Origin of the sequence: Variovorax sp. 770b2, from assembly GCF_900115685.1 — a bacterium.
Taxonomy (GTDB): Bacteria; Pseudomonadota; Gammaproteobacteria; order Burkholderiales; family Burkholderiaceae_C; genus Variovorax.
Genome location: NZ_FOXJ01000001.1, coordinates 1,125,324 through 1,141,191, shown reverse-complemented (window position 1 = coordinate 1,141,191; position 15,868 = coordinate 1,125,324). Strand labels below are relative to the sequence as shown.

Annotated in this window: 16 protein-coding genes; 6 read left to right on the top strand and 10 right to left on the bottom strand. The window is 69.1% G+C overall.

What is annotated here, in order from left to right:
• The first annotated feature begins 12 nt into the window (after positions 1 to 12).
• Genes hydA through BM133_RS05200 form a run of 3 tightly spaced genes read left to right on the top strand, consistent with a single transcriptional unit; the run spans position 13 to position 3,419 of the window.
• Entirely contained in the window at positions 13 to 1,431 is a 1,419-nt protein-coding gene (gene hydA, locus BM133_RS05210) for a dihydropyrimidinase (protein WP_093432103.1), read from the top strand.
• Between the two features lie 27 nt (positions 1,432 to 1,458).
• Positions 1,459 to 2,211, top strand: a complete 753-nt coding sequence (locus tag BM133_RS05205; protein ID WP_093432101.1) for an aspartate/glutamate racemase family protein — start codon at positions 1,459 to 1,461, stop codon at positions 2,209 to 2,211.
• On the top strand, positions 2,208 to 3,419 hold the full coding sequence (locus tag BM133_RS05200; protein WP_093432100.1) for an MFS transporter: 1,212 nt from the start codon (positions 2,208 to 2,210) through the stop codon (positions 3,417 to 3,419). Before BM133_RS05205 ends, BM133_RS05200 begins: the two co-directional genes overlap by 4 nt.
• Positions 3,420 to 3,490: 71 nt before the next feature.
• Here the strand turns inward: BM133_RS05200 and BM133_RS05195 are convergent, their stop codons facing one another.
• The 5 genes from BM133_RS05195 to BM133_RS05175 all read right to left on the bottom strand — a co-directional run bounded on the left by BM133_RS05195 (position 3,491) and on the right by BM133_RS05175 (position 8,360).
• Positions 3,491 to 3,832: a hypothetical protein gene (locus BM133_RS05195; RefSeq protein ID WP_093432098.1), complete on the bottom strand. Its 342-nt coding sequence runs from the start codon at positions 3,830 to 3,832 to the stop codon at positions 3,491 to 3,493.
• A gap of 17 nt (positions 3,833 to 3,849) precedes the next feature.
• Positions 3,850 to 5,331: a DegQ family serine endoprotease gene (locus BM133_RS05190; RefSeq protein ID WP_093432097.1), complete on the bottom strand. Its 1,482-nt coding sequence runs from the start codon at positions 5,329 to 5,331 to the stop codon at positions 3,850 to 3,852.
• 101 nt (positions 5,332 to 5,432) lie between these two features.
• The gene (locus tag BM133_RS05185; RefSeq protein WP_093432095.1) at positions 5,433 to 6,770 is read right to left on the bottom strand and encodes an ATP-binding protein; all 1,338 of its coding nucleotides are present in this window, start codon (positions 6,768 to 6,770) and stop codon (positions 5,433 to 5,435) included.
• A gap of 109 nt (positions 6,771 to 6,879) precedes the next feature.
• Positions 6,880 to 7,539: a response regulator gene (locus tag BM133_RS05180; protein ID WP_093432094.1), complete on the bottom strand. Its 660-nt coding sequence runs from the start codon at positions 7,537 to 7,539 to the stop codon at positions 6,880 to 6,882.
• Between the two features lie 50 nt (positions 7,540 to 7,589).
• Entirely contained in the window at positions 7,590 to 8,360 is a 771-nt protein-coding gene (locus BM133_RS05175; RefSeq protein WP_093432092.1) for an IclR family transcriptional regulator domain-containing protein, read from the bottom strand.
• A 132-nt stretch (positions 8,361 to 8,492) separates the two neighbouring features.
• Between BM133_RS05175 and pobA the strand changes: the two genes are divergently transcribed.
• Positions 8,493 to 9,674, top strand: coding sequence for a 4-hydroxybenzoate 3-monooxygenase (gene pobA / locus BM133_RS05170; protein WP_093432091.1), 1,182 nt, complete (start codon positions 8,493 to 8,495; stop codon positions 9,672 to 9,674).
• Here pobA and BM133_RS05165 read toward each other — a convergent pair.
• From BM133_RS05165 to BM133_RS05145, 5 genes are read right to left on the bottom strand one after another with little or no spacing between them, the layout of a single operon-like run.
• On the bottom strand, positions 9,644 to 10,084 hold the full coding sequence (locus BM133_RS05165; protein WP_093432089.1) for a nuclear transport factor 2 family protein: 441 nt from the start codon (positions 10,082 to 10,084) through the stop codon (positions 9,644 to 9,646). The genes pobA and BM133_RS05165 overlap by 31 nt on opposite strands.
• Complete coding sequence (locus tag BM133_RS05160) at positions 10,081 to 10,485, bottom strand: SRPBCC family protein (RefSeq protein WP_093432088.1); 405 nt, start codon at positions 10,483 to 10,485, stop codon at positions 10,081 to 10,083. Before BM133_RS05160 ends, BM133_RS05165 begins: the two co-directional genes overlap by 4 nt.
• A gap of 16 nt (positions 10,486 to 10,501) precedes the next feature.
• A complete protein-coding gene (locus BM133_RS05155) occupies positions 10,502 to 10,861 on the bottom strand; it encodes a VOC family protein (protein WP_093432087.1) in 360 nt (119 codons plus the stop codon).
• The gene (locus BM133_RS05150; RefSeq protein ID WP_093432085.1) at positions 10,840 to 11,751 is read right to left on the bottom strand and encodes a helix-turn-helix domain-containing protein; all 912 of its coding nucleotides are present in this window, start codon (positions 11,749 to 11,751) and stop codon (positions 10,840 to 10,842) included. The genes BM133_RS05155 and BM133_RS05150 overlap by 22 nt, the downstream gene beginning before the upstream one ends.
• Positions 11,752 to 11,790: 39 nt before the next feature.
• On the bottom strand, positions 11,791 to 14,121 hold the full coding sequence (locus tag BM133_RS05145) for a xanthine dehydrogenase family protein molybdopterin-binding subunit (RefSeq protein WP_093432084.1): 2,331 nt from the start codon (positions 14,119 to 14,121) through the stop codon (positions 11,791 to 11,793).
• 221 nt (positions 14,122 to 14,342) lie between these two features.
• Between BM133_RS05145 and aat the strand changes: the two genes are divergently transcribed.
• Complete coding sequence (gene aat, locus BM133_RS05140; RefSeq protein WP_093432082.1) at positions 14,343 to 15,098, top strand: leucyl/phenylalanyl-tRNA--protein transferase; 756 nt, start codon at positions 14,343 to 14,345, stop codon at positions 15,096 to 15,098.
• On the top strand, positions 15,095 to 15,844 hold the full coding sequence (locus tag BM133_RS05135; protein ID WP_093432081.1) for an arginyltransferase: 750 nt from the start codon (positions 15,095 to 15,097) through the stop codon (positions 15,842 to 15,844). Before aat ends, BM133_RS05135 begins: the two co-directional genes overlap by 4 nt.
• Positions 15,845 to 15,868: the final 24 nt, after the last annotated feature.

Sequence of the window (15,868 nt, the reverse complement as noted above, 5' to 3'; positions counted from 1 at the left end):
TCCCCTCGATACATGACCCCTGATTTCGACCTCGTGGTGCGCAACGCGCGCGCCATCACGGCCTCCGACGAGATGCATTGCGACATCGGCATCCGCGACGGCCGCATCGTGCAGCTCGGCCTCGCCCTGGGCCCCGGCGCGCGCGAGATCGACGCGGCGGGCCGCGCGGTAACGCCCGGCGGCGTCGATGCGCATTGCCACCTCGACCAGCCGATGCCGCCGCCCACGCGCACCGCCGACGGCTTCGACTCGGGCACGCGCTCGGCGGCCTGCGGCGGCACGACCACGGTCATTCCTTTCGCGGCCCAGCAAAAGGGCCAGTCGCTGCGCGCCGCGGTCGAGGACTATCGCCAGCGCGCCGAAGGCAAGGCGCACGTGGACTACGCCTTCCACCTCATCGTGAGCGACCCCACGCCCACGGTGCTGAAGGACGAGTTGCCCGCGCTGATCCGCGAGGGCTTCACCTCGTTCAAGATCTACATGACCTACGACGACATGAAGCTCGACGACGGCCAGATCCTGGACGTGCTCGACGTGGCGCGCCAGCACGGCGCAATGGCCATGGTGCATGCCGAGAACGCCGACTGCATCGAATGGCTGACCCGTCGGCTCGAAGCCGCGGGCCGCACCGCGCCGCGCTTTCATGCCCACGCGCGGCCGATGCTGGTGGAGCGCGAAGCCACGCACCGCGCCATCGCGCTGGCCGAGCTGGTCGACGTGCCGATCCTGATCGTGCACGTGTCGGGCCGCGAGGCCGTCGAGCAGATCCGCTGGGCGCGCGCGCACGGCCTCAATGTGTTCGCCGAGACCTGCCCGCAGTACTTGTTTCTCACCGCTGAAGACCTGGGCATCGACGACAGCTACAAGGGCGCCCGCTGCGTGTGCAGCCCGCCGCCGCGCGACAAGGCCAACCAGCAGGTGATCTGGGACGGGCTCAACGACGGGCTGTTCACGGTGTTCTCGTCCGACCACGCGCCCTTCAGGTATGACGCGCCCGAGGGAAAGAAGCCGCATGGCGAAGAGGTGGCCTTCCGCCACATTCCCAATGGCATTCCGGGCCTGGAGACGCGCATGCCGCTGCTGTGGTCCGAAGGCGTGCTCGCGGGGCGCATGACGCCGCACCGCTTCGTCGAGCTCACCGCGACCGGACCGGCCAAGGCCTACGGACTGCACCCGCGCAAGGGCACGATCGCCATCGGCGCCGACGCCGACCTCGTGATCTGGGACGAGCGCGACGTCGTGGTGACGAACGCGCAACTGCACCACGAGGTCGACTACACGCCCTACGAAGGCATGCGGCTCAAGGCCTGGCCAGGCGTCACGCTCAGCCGCGGCGAAGTGGTGTGGGACGGCACGGACTTTCACCCGCAGCCGGGACGCGGCCAACTGCTGGCCTGCGGTGCGCCCACGCTGATGCCCGCGCGCCGCTGAACGACAGCCGCAGAACGACGGCCCCCGATGCGCCTGCTGGTCATCAACCCCAATATTTCCGAAAGCGTCACGGCGCTGATCGAGGCCGAGGCGCGGCGCACGGCATCGCCCGCCACGCAGATCACGATGCAGACGGCCGCCTTCGGCGTGGCCTACATCGAGACCCGCTTCGAAGCGCTCGTCGGCGCCTACGCCGCCGCGCAACTCGCGGCCGAGCACCATGCGGGCCACGACGCGGTAGTGGTCGCGGCCTTCGGCGATCCGGGCCTTGCCGCCCTGCGCGAGGTGATGCCGGTGCCCGTGCTCGGCATGACCGAATCGGCACTGGCCACGGCCTGCATGCTGGGGCACCGCTTCTCGATCGTCGCGATTTCGCAGCGCATCCAGGCCTGGTACCGCGAGGTGGTCGAGGCCAACGGGCTCATCGGCCGGCTCGCGAGCATTCGCGCGCTCGACCGGCCGCTGGCCAGCATCGGCAACGTGCAGGCGGACCATGCCGAAGCCCTGCACGAACTCTGCGAGCGCGCGGTGCGCGAAGACGGCGCCGAAGTCATCGTGCTGGCCGGCGCGCCGCTGGCGGGGCTGGCGCGCGCGCTGCACGGCCAGTTGCCGGTGCCCGTGGTCGATGGCGTTTCGAGCGCGGTGCGCCATGCCGAAACACTGGTGGCGCTGCAACCGGGCAAGGCCGCGATGGGAAGCTTCGCACCGCCGCCGGCCAAACCCCATCGCGGCTTGCCGGAAGCCATCGCCCGCCTGCTCGAAGGCAACGCCGCGCGGTGAGTACGGCCGTCGCCCGCACGCTGCCGGCCCTGACGGCGGTACAGGCCCTGGTGGCGACGGGCACTTTCGCGCTGTCGGTGCTCGCGCCGCAGCTGGGCCTGGAAGTGCAGCAGCTGGGGTTGCTCGGCAGCGCACTGTTCGCGGTCGGCGCCTTTTCCTCGTTGATGGCCGGGCGGCTGATCCGCCGCTTCGGCGATCTGCAATTGGCGGCGCTGTGCATGGCGGCCGTCATGCTGGCCATGCTGTGCCTGGCTTGCGACGCTGCGGGCATCGGCCCCTCGCGCTGGGCACTGTGGCCTGCCGTGCTGTTTCTGGGCCTGGCGTTCGGCCCGGAGACGCCCGCCAGCGCATCGGTGCTGGCGCGCGTCACGCCGCTGGCGCGCCGACCGTGGGTGTTCTCGATCCGGCAGACCGGCAACCAGATCGGCGCGATGGCCGGTTCGTTGCTGCTGCCTTTGCTGCTCTTCCGGCACGCCGCGCTGCCCTTTGCGCTGGTCGCGTCGCTTGCGCTGTGCGTCGGGCTCTGGTGCCTTCGGCTCGTGGGGCGCGATGGTGGCGCGGTCGCTGCGCTGTCGCAGAGCGGCCAGGGTGAAGCGGGCGCGGGACGTTCGAACAGTGCAGGAAGCGGCCTGCATGAGCTGGCCACCTCCGCGCCCCTGCGCCTGCTGACGGCCACCATGCTGGTCTACATGGTCACGCAGGTGTGCCTCAATCTTTTCGTGATGAGCCATGCGGTGCGCCACTGGCAATTGCCCATCGCCCTGGCTGCATCGCTGGTCGCGCTCATGCAGGGCGCGGGCCTGGTGGGGCGCCTGCTGTGGGGCTGGATCGCGCAGCGCCCCGGCCTTTCGACCGGTCGCCTGCTGGGCGCGCTCGGGCTGTCGATGGCGGCCTCGGGCCTGCCGCTGTTCCTGTGGCCCGCGACCCCGCCCGCGTGGGTGCTCGGCACGCTGCTCGCGCTGGTGGGCCTGAGCGCCAGCGGCTGGAACGGCGTGATGATGGCCGAGGTCGCGCGCATCGCCGGGCCCGCGCGTGCGGGCGCAGTGACCGGTGCGGTGCTGCTGTTCGGCTATTCGGGGCTGGCGCTGGCGCCGATTGCATTCGCGGCGCTCGGCGCCCGGACGGGCACCGACGTTTCGTACGCCGTCCTGCTGGTTGCGGCCGGCCTCCTGGGCGCAGTGGTGCTCTGGCGCTTCCGCGTCGAATGAATCCCCGGCGAACCAAATCTCGTGCCGCGGCGCGGAACACGCCCCACGGACGGTAGACAGGCGCCAGGAATTCAGCGCAACGCGAACGCCAGCGCGACCGCGCCCAGCGCCAGCAACCCGAGACCGACGATGAACACCGTCTCGCCCCAGGCTTCCAGCCGCGCACCCGAGCGGCGCGAACGCATGGAGATGAAAGACAACAGCGCGCTGGCCAGGAAGACCAGCGCGCCCAGGGCGAGCAGCCGGTCGATCAGAAGCCGCGCGCCATCGTGCGGCCCGAGATGGCCGATCGACATGACGGTCATGCACACGCCGATCATCGTGGCCGACGTGGGCAGGATGTGCGCGGAGAGGCCGCTGGCCGCCGCGCGCTCCTGGACCACGACGAGGGGCAGTTGGCCTGGCGGCTTCATCCGCTTGCGCCCCGCGGTCAGCCGATGCGGACGGGCACGAAGATCTTGTCTTCGCCGCGCTGGATCAGGAGCGCCACCGACTTGTTGGTCGCCTTCGCCACCACCTCGCGCACCTGCTCCAGGCTCTGGGCCGGGGTGCCGTTGATGGCCAGCAGCACGTCGCCCGCCTGCACGCCGGCCAGCGCCGAGGGGCCTGCCGCGTCTTCGATCAGGAGGCCGGTGTCGATGCCTGCCTCGCGCTTTTCCTGGGGCTGCAGGGGGCGCAGCGCCAGGCCCAGCTTGCCCTGGCCCGCGCCGGTGTCGGCCTTGGCGACCTGGGCCGGCTTGTCGCTGGCATCGCCGAGCCTGGCCTGCAGCTCCTGGCGTTCGCCCTGGCGCCACACTTCGAGCGTGACCTTCTTGCCCGGCGCCTGCTGGCCGATCACCGCGGGCAGGTCGCCCGAGGAGACGATGGCCTGGCCGTCGACCTTGCGGATCACGTCGCCCGCCTTCAGGCCGGCCTTGTCGCCGGGGCCGCCCTTCTCGATGTTGGAGACCAGCGCGCCTTCGGGCTTGTCCAGCTTGAACGAATCGGCGAAGGCCTGGTTCACTTCCTGCACCGCGACGCCCAGGCGCGCGTGCGAGGCCTTGCCGGTCGCGACGATCTGGTCCTTCACCTGCACGGCGACGTCGATCGGGATCGCGAACGACACGCCCTGGTAGCCGCCGCTGCGGCTGTAGATCTGCGAGTTGATGCCCACCACCTCGCCGCGCGTATTGAGCAGCGGGCCACCCGAGTTGCCGGGGTTCACCGCGACGTCGGTCTGAATGAAGGGCACGTAGCTGTCGTCGGGGAGCGAGCGGCCCTTGGCGCTCACCACGCCGGCCGTCACCGTGTTCTCGAAACCGAAGGGCGAGCCGATGGCCAGCACCCATTCGCCGACCTTCAGGTCCTTGGTGTTGCCCAGCGCGAGCACGGGCAGGTTCTTCGCATCGATCTTCAGCACGGCGATGTCGGTCTTGGCATCGGCGCCGAGCACCTTGGCGCGGTATTCGCGGCGGTCGGTCAGCTTGACGGTGACTTCCTTCGCGTCCTTCACGACGTGGGCGTTGGTGATGATGATGCCGCTGGGGTCGACGATGAAGCCAGAGCCCTGCGCACGCACAGGAACGTCGCGTTGTTGCTGCTTCTGGCCGCGCGGGCCCATCTGGCCCTGGAAGCGGCGGAAGAACTGGAACATCGGATCGTCCGGATCGATGCCCTGGATCTCGGCCGCGGCTTCGTCGTCCGAGGCCTTCATGGTGCCGGTCACGCTGATGTTGACCACGGCGGGGCCGTCGCGCGAGGTGATGGTGGAGAAATCGGGCAGCGTGACCATCGCGGGGGCTGCGGCGATGGGGGTGGCGTTGGTCGGCGCGCTCACGGCGCTGGTGTAGGCGCCGGCACCAACGGCGCCGATGACGCCGGCGCTTGCCAGTGCAATCACCAGGGCGCGGGGGGAAGTCAGGCGGGTGTTCATGGCTCGGTTCCTTTCAATTGCGTATGACGCAAAACACGATGAAAGGAATGTCGTTGCGCTGACTTAAGCGCCGCTTAAACGGCGCTGCCGCCCTGCGGCGCTCAGGCCGGCACGGGAAAACGCACCGTTGCCCGCAGCCCGCCGAGACTCGGCGATGCATCGAGCGCCACTGTGGCACCGTGCAGATCGGCAATCGACTTGACGATGGCCAGCCCCAGGCCGCTGCCCGGCGCCTGCGGTTCGCCCGAGCGGTAGAAGCGATCGAGCACGCGCTCGCGCTCCACCTCGGGCAGGCCGGGGCCGCTGTCGTCCACGCTGAGTTCGACCGCATCGCCGAGCTTGGCGATGCCGATGTCCACGCGCCCTTCCTCGGGCGTGTACTTGACCGCGTTGTCCAGCAGGTTGCGCAGCAACATGCGCAGCGCCTCGGGCTGGCCTTCGACCACCGCGTCGTCGGCATGCGCGACGCCGATGTCGATGCGCCGCGCCTGCGCGGCGGCCACGGCGTCCGAGATGGCCAGGCGCGCGACCTCGGCCAGATCGACCGGCTCGGGCTTCGCGCCGGCCGCCATGCTGGCCTCGTGCCGGGCCAGCGCGAGCATCTGCTCGACCAGCCGTGTCGAGCGGTCGATGCCCGCGACCAGCCGGCTCACCGCCAGGTCGCGCGTCGCATCGTCGGGCGCGCGCTGCAGGCCCTGCACCTGCAGCTTCAAGGCTGCGAGCGGCGAACGCAACTCGTGCGCGGCATCGGCGACGAAGTGCTTCTGCGCATCGAAGGCATGGCGCACGCGGCCGAACAGCAGGTTGAGTTCCTGCACCAGCGGGCGCACCTCCTCGGGCAGGCCTTCCTCGCTCACCGGCGACAGGTCGTCGGCCTGCCGCGACGCCACCTGCTTCCTCACGCGGGCCACCGGCGCGAGCGACCGGCTCACGACCCACCACACGACCAGCATCAGGAGCGGCGCCATCAGCGCCACCGGCGCGATGGTGCGCAGCGCCAGCGTGCCGGCCATGCTGCGCCGCGCCGCCATGTCCTGCGCCACCTGGATCACGAGGCCGCGCGTCTGCATCGAGAACACGCGGTAGGTGGTGCCGCGCGCGCGCACGTCGGCAAAGCCCAGCACCGCCAACTGCGGCAGCGCCGCCTGGTCGGCGGACTCGAAGACGCGCACGCCGTCGGCGGTCCACACCTGCACCACGAAGTCGAAGTTCTGCTCGCCGCCGCCGATGCCGCCGACGGCCGCGCTGGGCGGCAGGCCCGAGCGCAGCGACATCGCCATCTGCTGCATGTGGTAATCGAAGATGTCGTCGGCCTCGTGCAGCACCGTGCGGTAGGCCACCAGCGCCTGCGCGCCCGCGGCCAGCACGATGGCCGCGAGCAGGAACCACAAGAGGCGCGCGCGCAGCGATCCGGTCAACGAGCCCATGGTCCTGCTCATGCGCACTCCCTCCGTGGGACGACACGGAACCGGCTTTGCCGGGCCGCAGGCGTCGCCCCCGGCAGGGGGTGGGCGAAGCGACACGACGTGCGCGAAGCCTGGGGGCGAGTCATAGTTTCGGCACCATGTAGCCGACGCCGCGGACGTTGCGGATGAACTCGGCGCCCAGCTTCTTGCGCAGGCCGTGCACGTACACCTCGACCGCGTTGCTGCTGATCTCATCTTTCCAGCTGTAGAGCTTTTCCTCGAGCTGGGCGCGCGAGAGCACCATGCCCGGACGCGCCAGCAGCGGCTCGAGCACCGCCCATTCGCGCGCCGACAGCACCACCGGCTGGCCCGCCACCGTGACCTCGCGCGTGGCGGGGTTGATGCTCACGCCCATGTGCTCGTACACCGGCTCGGCGCGCCCCGCAGCGCGGCGCAGCAAAGCGCGGATGCGGGCCAGCAGCTCGTCCAGGTCGTAGGGCTTGAGCACGTAGTCGTCGGCGCCGGCATCCAGGCCTTCGATGCGCTGCTGCACCGAATCGCGCGCGGTGGCGATCAGCACCGGCATGCGCTGCTTGCGGGCGCGCAGGCTGCGCAGCACCTCCAGGCCGTCGCGGCGCGGCACGCCCAGGTCGAGCAGCACCAGGTCGTATTGCTGGGTGCGCAAGGCGGACTCGGCCGCCTCGCCGTCTTTCACCCAGTCCACCGCGTATTGCTCGGCGCGCAGCAGGTCGAGCACGGCCTCGCCGATCATCACGTCGTCTTCGAGAAGGAGGAGTCGCATGGTTGTTTCCGTTTCGAGATTTCGAGGCAGTGGCTGCGGCGAAGTTCAGTTCAGAGCAGCGACCGGACCTCGCGCGCGGCCTCGAACAGCAGCGGCAGCATCTCGCGCTGCAAGGCTTCTTCCTGGTAGCGCGTGCCCGACAGCACCATGTTGAGCGCGGCCACCGTGTGGCCCTGCATGTCGCGCAGCGGCACCGCGAGCGCCTGCACGCCGAGCTCGTGCTCCTCGCTGGCGAAACAATAGTCGTCCTTGCGCGTGCGGGCAATGAGTTGGCGAAGGCCGCGCGCCTGCGTGACGGTGTGCGGTGTCAGCCGTGCCAGGTGCCGGCCCTTGAGCCACTGCGTGAGCTGGGTGGAGGCCATGGCCGCCAGCAGCACGCGCCCGGTGGAGGTCGCATGCGCCGGCAGCCGCGCCCCGAGATGCAGGCCGTAGGCCAGCACGCGCGTCGGCGTGCCGTAGCTGCCGCTGCGCGCGACGATGACCACTTCTTCGCCATCGAGCACCACCGCGGAGAACGATTCGCCGGTCTGCGCCGCGAGCCGGTTCAGCGTGGGCTGCAGCGCGCGCGGCAGGCGCGACGAGGCGAGGTAGCTCCCCGAGAAGCGCAGCACCTTGGGCGCCATCCAGAAATAGCTGCCGTCGGTCTCCAGGTAGCCAAGGTGGGCCAGCGTGAGCAGGTGGCGGCGGGCGGCGGCGCGCGTGAGGCCGGCGCGCTCGGCGGCCAGCGTGGCATTGAGGCGCTGGCGCTCGGTGTCGAAGCTTTCGAGCACCGCCATTCCCTTGGCGATGCCTTCGATGAAATCGGCCTTGGCGATGGTCATTCGGGGTACAGATGGAAGTGTTGCGCGATCATCGCGCACGCGTTCGCATGATCGCACAGTGCCTCGGAATGCCGTGAACCAAGCGGCCGGCCGCGCCCTACGCTTGGCAAAATACCTCTTGGAGACACGAACATGCGCACCCAGGTCGCGATCATCGGCGGGGGCCCCGCCGGCCTTCTGCTCGGTCAGCTGCTTTTCAAGGCAGGCATCGACAACGTCATCGTCGAACGCCAGAGCGGCGACTACGTGCTCGGCCGCATCCGCGCCGGCGTGCTCGAACAGGTGACGATGGACCTGCTGGCGCGTGCCGGCGTCGATGCGCGCGCCCGCACCGAAGGGCTGCCGCACGAAGGCATCGAGTTGCTGTTCAAGGGCGCGCGGCACCGCATCGACATGCACGGCCTCACCGGCGGCAAGCAGGTCACCGTCTACGGCCAGACCGAAGTGACGCGCGACCTCATGGAAGCACGCGCCGCCGAAGGCCTCACGACCATCTACAGCGCGGCGAACGTCAGCCTGCACGACTTCGATTCGGCCCAACCGCGCGTGCGCTACGAGAAGGACGGCCAGACGCACGAGATCGAATGCGACTTCATCGCCGGCTGCGACGGCTACCACGGCGTGAGCCGCGCGAGCGTGCCGGCCGATGCGATCCAGACCTACGAGAAGGTCTACCCCTTCGGCTGGCTCGGCGTGCTGGCCGATGTGCCGCCGGTGTCACACGAACTCATCTATGCGAACACCGAACGCGGCTTCGCGCTGTGCAGCATGCGCAGCGCCACGCGGTCGCGCTACTACGTGCAGGTGCCGACCGAGGAGCGTGTCGAGAACTGGAGCGACGAGGCCTTCTGGAACGAACTGCGCGCGCGGCTCGACCCCGAGGCGCGCGAGCGGCTGGTGACCGGTCCGTCGCTGGAGAAAAGCATCGCGCCGCTGCGCAGCTTCGTGGCCGAGCCGATGCGCTTCGGCGCGCTGTTCCTTGCGGGCGACGCGGCGCACATCGTGCCGCCGACCGGCGCCAAGGGGCTGAACCTTGCGACGGCCGATGTGGGTTATCTCTCGCGTGCGTTCGAGATCTTCTATGGCGAGAAGTCGGCCTCGGCGCTCGATCGCTATTCGGACCTGTGCCTGCGCCGCGTGTGGAAGGCCGAACGCTTCTCGTGGTGGTTCACCTCGCTGATGCACCGCTTTCCCGAGACGGGTGCCTTCGGCCAGAAGATCCAGGAAGCCGAGCTCGACTACCTCGTGCATTCGCACGCGGCTTCCACCGCGCTGGCGGAAAACTACGTGGGGTTGCCGCTCGAGGATTTCTGAGCGGCGAGGCCCAGCACCGCGTCGACGCGCCGCTGGTCTTCGTCGTAGATCCAGCACTCGGAGAGCTTGCCGTCCCTCACCGCGTAGCGCAGTTGGCGCTCCAGTTCGAAGGCCTGGCCTTCGTGCTCGAACCGCTCGATGGCGACGATAAGCCCGAAGTGTTCGCCGGCCAGCACGTCGCGGATCGCGACCAGCCGGCGGTTCGTCTTCTCCTTCACCTGCTTGAGCACGGCCAGGCAGGCGGCCTTGCCGCGGTGCGTGCCCGCGAGCGGGCTCTGCCCGAAATAGTGGAAGACGACCTCGTCGTGGTAGCAGTCGAAGATCGCCTTCAGGTCGTTCGCCGCCCAGGCGTCCGCATAGCGCTGGACGACGGCGTGGATCTCGCTCGAAGCGGGTGACGCGCTGCTCATTCGCGTTGTTTCTCCAGCGTCTTTTTCATCGCCTCGCCCCCCTTCTCCATCATCGGCTCGACGTAGGCGGCGAATTCGTCGGGCAGCACGTCGGTGATCCACACGAAGCGGGAGCGCCCTTCGCCGTCGGCGAACACCTGCGCGGAAGCGTGATGGTGGCTCGCCTTGCCATCGGTGATGGTGTAGGCGAGGCGGCGGTTCGCCTCGTCGATGCCCATCAGCAGTTCGCGCGCGACGAGTCCGTTGGCAAAGCTCACGATGCGGGCGCCCTGCCCGTCCAGCTTGCAGTCCGTGAGGAAGCCGGGCGCGAGGCGCGTGTGCACGGCGCCGAAGTCGCGCAGCGCCTCCCACACCTGCGCCGCATCGGCCTCGACGGTGAATTCCTTGTAGATGGTTGCCATGGTGTGTCTCCGTACCTCAGGGGCAGACCGCCTCGACGTTGTTGCCGTCGGGGTCGATCAGGAAGGCCGCAAAGTAGGTCGGGCTGTAGTCGGCGCGCGGACCGGCGCCGCCGTTGTCGGTGCCGCCGGCCTTCAGGCCCGCCTTGTGGAAGGCCGCGACGGCCTGGTGATCGGGTGCGCGGAACGCGAGGTGGGTGCCCGGTCCCTTCGCGCCTTTGGCCGCATAGAGCCACAGGGCCGGCGCGTCGGCCGGGCCGATGCCGGCATAGCTGTCGTCGTGGCTGCCCAGCACATGGCCGAGCGGTGCGAGTGCCGCTTCGTAGAAGCGCCGGCTCGCGGCGAGGTCTTTGACTTTCAATCCGATGTGGTCGTACATGGCGATGACTTCCTGCTTGATGAATGAACCAGGCGGTCATCATTGAGCAGGGCGGCCATGCGGACTTGGAGAATCTTGCGATCGCCCCTGGCGGCCTGGCGGAAGCCGCGCGGCGAGACGCCGGCCGCGCGATGGAAGGTGCGAGTGAAGTTGCTGAGATCGGCAAAGCCCACGTCCAGGGCCACCTCGGTGACGGGCCGGTCGTCGTCCGCCAGCAGGCGCGCCGCGTGGCGCAGGCGCGAGCGGACCAGGTACTGGTGCGGCGTCACGCCGAGCACCTGCGAGAACAGGCGCAGGAAATGGAAGGAACTGAGGCCCGCTTCGAAGGCTGCACCTTCGAGCCCGATGTCGTCGTGCGAGTTGGCGTCGATCCACATCGCGGCATCGACGGCGCGGCGCCTGTCGCGCGGGGCGGCGGACTGCGGCGACGGCTTGCCGCGGCCGCCCACCACTTCGACGAAACGGCTCGCGAACCACATGCCCAGCTCGTCCAGGCCGACGTCGCTCTCGCCCTCGGCGGCGACCTGCGCGAGCTCGCCGAGCACCATGAGTTCGGGCAATGGCGGAAGCCCCGCGGTGCGCCAGGTCTGCCTGTCGCCGCCGACCAGGTCGACGAAGCCGGGCGAGAGGTGGAATGCCAGGCACTCGTCGCCGCAGATGTGGTGGTCATGGGTGCAGACGTATTCGTCGCCCGGGCAGCCCACCAGCACCGAGCCGGCCACCAACTCGTAGGCATTGCCGCGCGTGCGGTAGCCGAAGCTGCCCTTGCGCACATACGAGACCGAGTAGTCCTCGTGCATCTCGGTGAACGACGGCGCGCCCGGCCCCGCGTCGCAGCGGTAGCTGGACACGCGGATCGGGTCGGTCTGCAGTTCGGTGGTGATGCGCATGGTGCCTGTACCCTTCGAACACCCCGTCGTGAAAGGCGCTCAGTCCACAGTGTGCATCGCCGCCCATACCCGCGACGGGCTCAGCGGCATATGCAGGCGCGGCGCGGTCGCGGCGAGCCCGTTGCGCGCGAAGGCATCGGCCACCGCGTTCACGATGGCCGGCGTGGCGCCGATGGTGCCCAGCTCGCCCACGCCCTTCACGCCCAGCGGGTTGTTCGTGCAGGGCGTCGATTCGTCCATCTCCATGTGGAACATGGTGTCCACGATGTCGGCGCGCGGCGCGGCGTAGTCCATCAGGCTGCCGGTCACGGGCTGGCCGGTTTCGTGGTCGTACACCACCTGCTCGTACAGCGCCTGGCCGATGCCCTGCACCGCACCGCCTTCGAGCTGGCCGCGCACGATCATCGGGTTGATCACGCGGCCCACGTCGTTGACCGAGCTGTAGGCCACCACGCTGATTTCGCCGGTCGGCGGATCGAGCTCGATCTCGCAGATGTGGCAGCCGTTGGGCCAGGTCGGGCCGGCCACGGTGCTGGTGGAGTCCACGAAGATCTCGCGCTCGGGCTGCTTGCCCGCGAGCGTGAACAGGTCGAGTTCCAGGTCGGTGCCGGCCACCGAGAAGCTGCCGCGGCTGTAGATGATGTCGTCGATGGCCGCCTCGAACTCCTGCGCCGCGAGTTCGCGCGCCTTGTCGATGGTGCGCTCCGCGCCGATGCGCACGGCCGAGCCGCCGGTGAAGAGGGAGCGGGAACCTGCGCTGCCGAAGCCGTCGCCGCGGTCGGTGTCGCCCAGCACCACACGCACCTTCTCGATGGGCACGCCGAAGGCATCGACCGCCAGCTGCGCGAGCGAGGTGGCGATGCCCTGCCCCATGGCGTTGACGGCGGAGAACACCTCGATCACGCCGTCGGCCTGCACCGACACCGTGACGCGCTCTTCGAACACGTTGCCGCCGGTCCATTCGAGGAAGGTGGCGATACCAAGGCCCCGGTGCTTGCCGTTCTTCGCGGACTCCGCGGCGCGGGCCTCGAAGCCCTGCCAGTCGGCCAGCGCGAGCGCCTGGTCCATCACCGACTCGAAATTGCCGGTGTCGTAGACCTGCGCCATCGGGTTCTTGTAGGGCATCTGGTCGGGCTGGATGAAGTTCATCCGGCGCAGGATGATGCGGTCGATGCCGGTCTGGCGCGCGGCCTCGTCCATCAACCGTTCGATGGTGAAGATGGCTTCGGGCCGGCCCGCGCCGCGGTAGGCGCCGGTGGGCGCGGTGTTGGTGAGCACCGCCTTGAAATGGAAGTCGATGGTCTGGATGTCGTAGACGCTGGTCTGCACCCAGGGGCCGATGAGCAGCTGGATCGCGACGCCGGTACCGGTGGCGTAGGCGCCCACGTTGGCCAGTGTCTTGATGCGCAGCGCGAGGATCTTTCCCTCGGCATCGAGCGCGAGTTCGGCCCGTGCCTCGATGTCGCGGCCGTGCGCGCTGGAGAGGAATTCTTCGCTGCGGTCGGCCACCCACTTCACGGGGCGCTGGACCTGCAGCGCGGCGAACGCCACCGCGATGTCTTCGGGATAGGCGCCGGTCTTCATGCCGAAACCGCCGCCCACATCGCCCACCACCACGCGCACCTTTTCCTTGGCAAGACCGATGGCGGCGCACACGGAATCGCGCACGCCCGAAGGCATTTGCGTGCTCATGCGGATCGTGAGGCGATCGGTCTTGGCATCGTGCGCGGCGAGCACCGAGCGCGGCTCGATGGTGAGCGCGACCACGCGCTGGTTGATCACGTCGAGCGCCACCACGTGGCTCGCCTTGGCGAAGGCGGCGGTCGCGGCCTCGCTGCTGCCGTGGCGCATTTCGGCGGCGATGTTGCCGGAGGCCTCTTCGCACAGCTGCGGCGCGCCTTCGGCGGTGGCGCTGGCGAGATCGACCACCATCGGCAGGTCTTCGTAGTCGACCATCACGGCCTCGGCGGCATCGCGCGCCTGCTGGACCGTCTCGGCAATCACGGCAGCCACCGCCTCGCCCACGAAGCGCGTGCGTTCGTTCGCCATGGCGTAGCGCGGCGGGCTGGCGCTGTCGCTGCCGTCCGCGCGCTTGAACCCGGCGGCACCCGGCATCGGCTTGACCCCTGCGGCTGCCATCTCGGCGCCGGTGACCACGCGCAGCACGCCGGGCATGGCGGCGGCCGTGCTCGTGTCGATGGAAACGATGCGCGCGTGCGGATAGGGAGAGCGAAGAAAGACGAGATGCGCCTGGTCGGGGAGCGTGACGTCGTCCGTGTAGCGTCCGGCGCCTGCCAGCAGGCTTTCGTCCTCGAGGCGGCGCACCGCCTGGCCGCTGCCAAAGCGGGTGGGATTGGGTTCAGTGGTCAACGTGGTCCTCTTGTGCTGATCCCCGGCGGGCAACGCTGGCCCACTGGATCCGCTTTATGGGGGGCAAATAGAAGCAGCACTATATGGGCTTCGGAGCTTCTTGTCCGCTACGACGGCGGCCTGTGGCGCATGGACCGTAATCGTTTGCGACACCTGGCGGCCGGGCGCCATTTTCCCTCATCCCACAGGGGATGCAGGCGAAGCCGTGTATACCTACGGCCATGCGACAACTGCCCTGGCTCGAACCCGGAGACACCCTGCCCGACCCGGCATCGGCGTGGGGTGTGGCCGACCCCGTGCCGGGCCTTCTTGCGGCGGGCGGCGCACTCGACGTCGATACTCTGGTGCAGGCCTACAGCCACTGCGTCTTCCCGTGGTTCAGCGAAGACCAGCCGATCCTGTGGTGGAGCCCCGACCCGCGCATGGTGCTGCAGGTGGCCGATTTCAAGCTGCACCGGTCGCTTCGCAAGACGCTGGTGCGATTCGCGGAAACCCCCGGCTGCGAGGTGCGCATCGACCATGATTTCGCGGCGGTGATCAAGGCCTGTTCGCTCTCGCCGCGCGTGGGCCAGTCGGGCACGTGGATCGTGCCGGACATGGTGGAGGCCTATACGCAATTGCACGCGGCGGGTCATGCGCACAGCGTGGAAACCTGGATCGACGGCAAGCTCGCGGGCGGCCTCTACTGCGTAGCGCTCGGCCGCGCGGTGTTCGGCGAATCGATGTTCACCCGCCGGCCGGACGCCTCGAAGATCGCGCTGGCCGCGCTGGTGAGCCTGTGCCGGCGCGCCGGCGTGCAAATGATCGACTGCCAGCAGAACACCGCCCACCTCGCCAGCCTCGGCGCCCACGAGATGCCGCGCAAGCGTTTCGTCGCCCACGTGGCCAAGGCCCGGGAACAGGAGGGGCCACGGTGGCAATTCGAGCCCGTATACTGGACTGAACTCCTTTCCGCGCGACCTCTTTCACCGACGTGACGCACCTCAAGGATCTCCCGCTTCACACGCTGCAGTTCTATGCGACGGCGCCCTATCCCTGCAGCTACCTGCCGGATCGCCAGGCCCGGTCGCAGGTGGCCACGCCCAGCCACCTGATCCACAACGACGCTTACTCCGACCTCGTGCTCAGCGGGTTCCGGCGCAGCGGCATGTTCACCTACCGCCCGTATTGCGACGGCTGCCGCGCCTGCATTCCGCTGCGCGTGCTGGCCAACAGCTTCCAGCCCACGCGCAGCCAGCGGCGGGCGGTGAAGCAGCATTCCGATCTGCAGGCCCGCGTGCTCAAGCTCTGCTTCGTGCCCGAGCACTACCAGCTCTATTTGCGCTACCAGAACGGTCGCCACGCCGGCGGCGGCATGGACCACGACAGCATCGACCAGTACACCCAGTTCCTGCTGCAGAGCCGGGTCAACTCGCGACTGGTCGAATTCCGCGAGACGCTGGCCGATGGCAGCGCGGGCACGCTCAAGATGGTGTCGATCCTGGACGTGCTGAACGACGGCATCTCGGCCGTCTACACCTTCTACGAACCCGACACGAGCGCCGGCTACGGCACCTACAGCGTGCTCTGGCAGATCGAACAGGCGCGCAAGCTGGGCCTGCCGCACGTCTACCTCGGCTACTGGATCGAGCGCAGCCCCAAGATGCACTACAAGGCGCGCTTTTCCCCGCACGAAGTGCTGGTGGATGGACATTGGCAGCCATCCGGCGATTTCACAAGGTAAAATGGGCGCTCGGTCATCACCGCA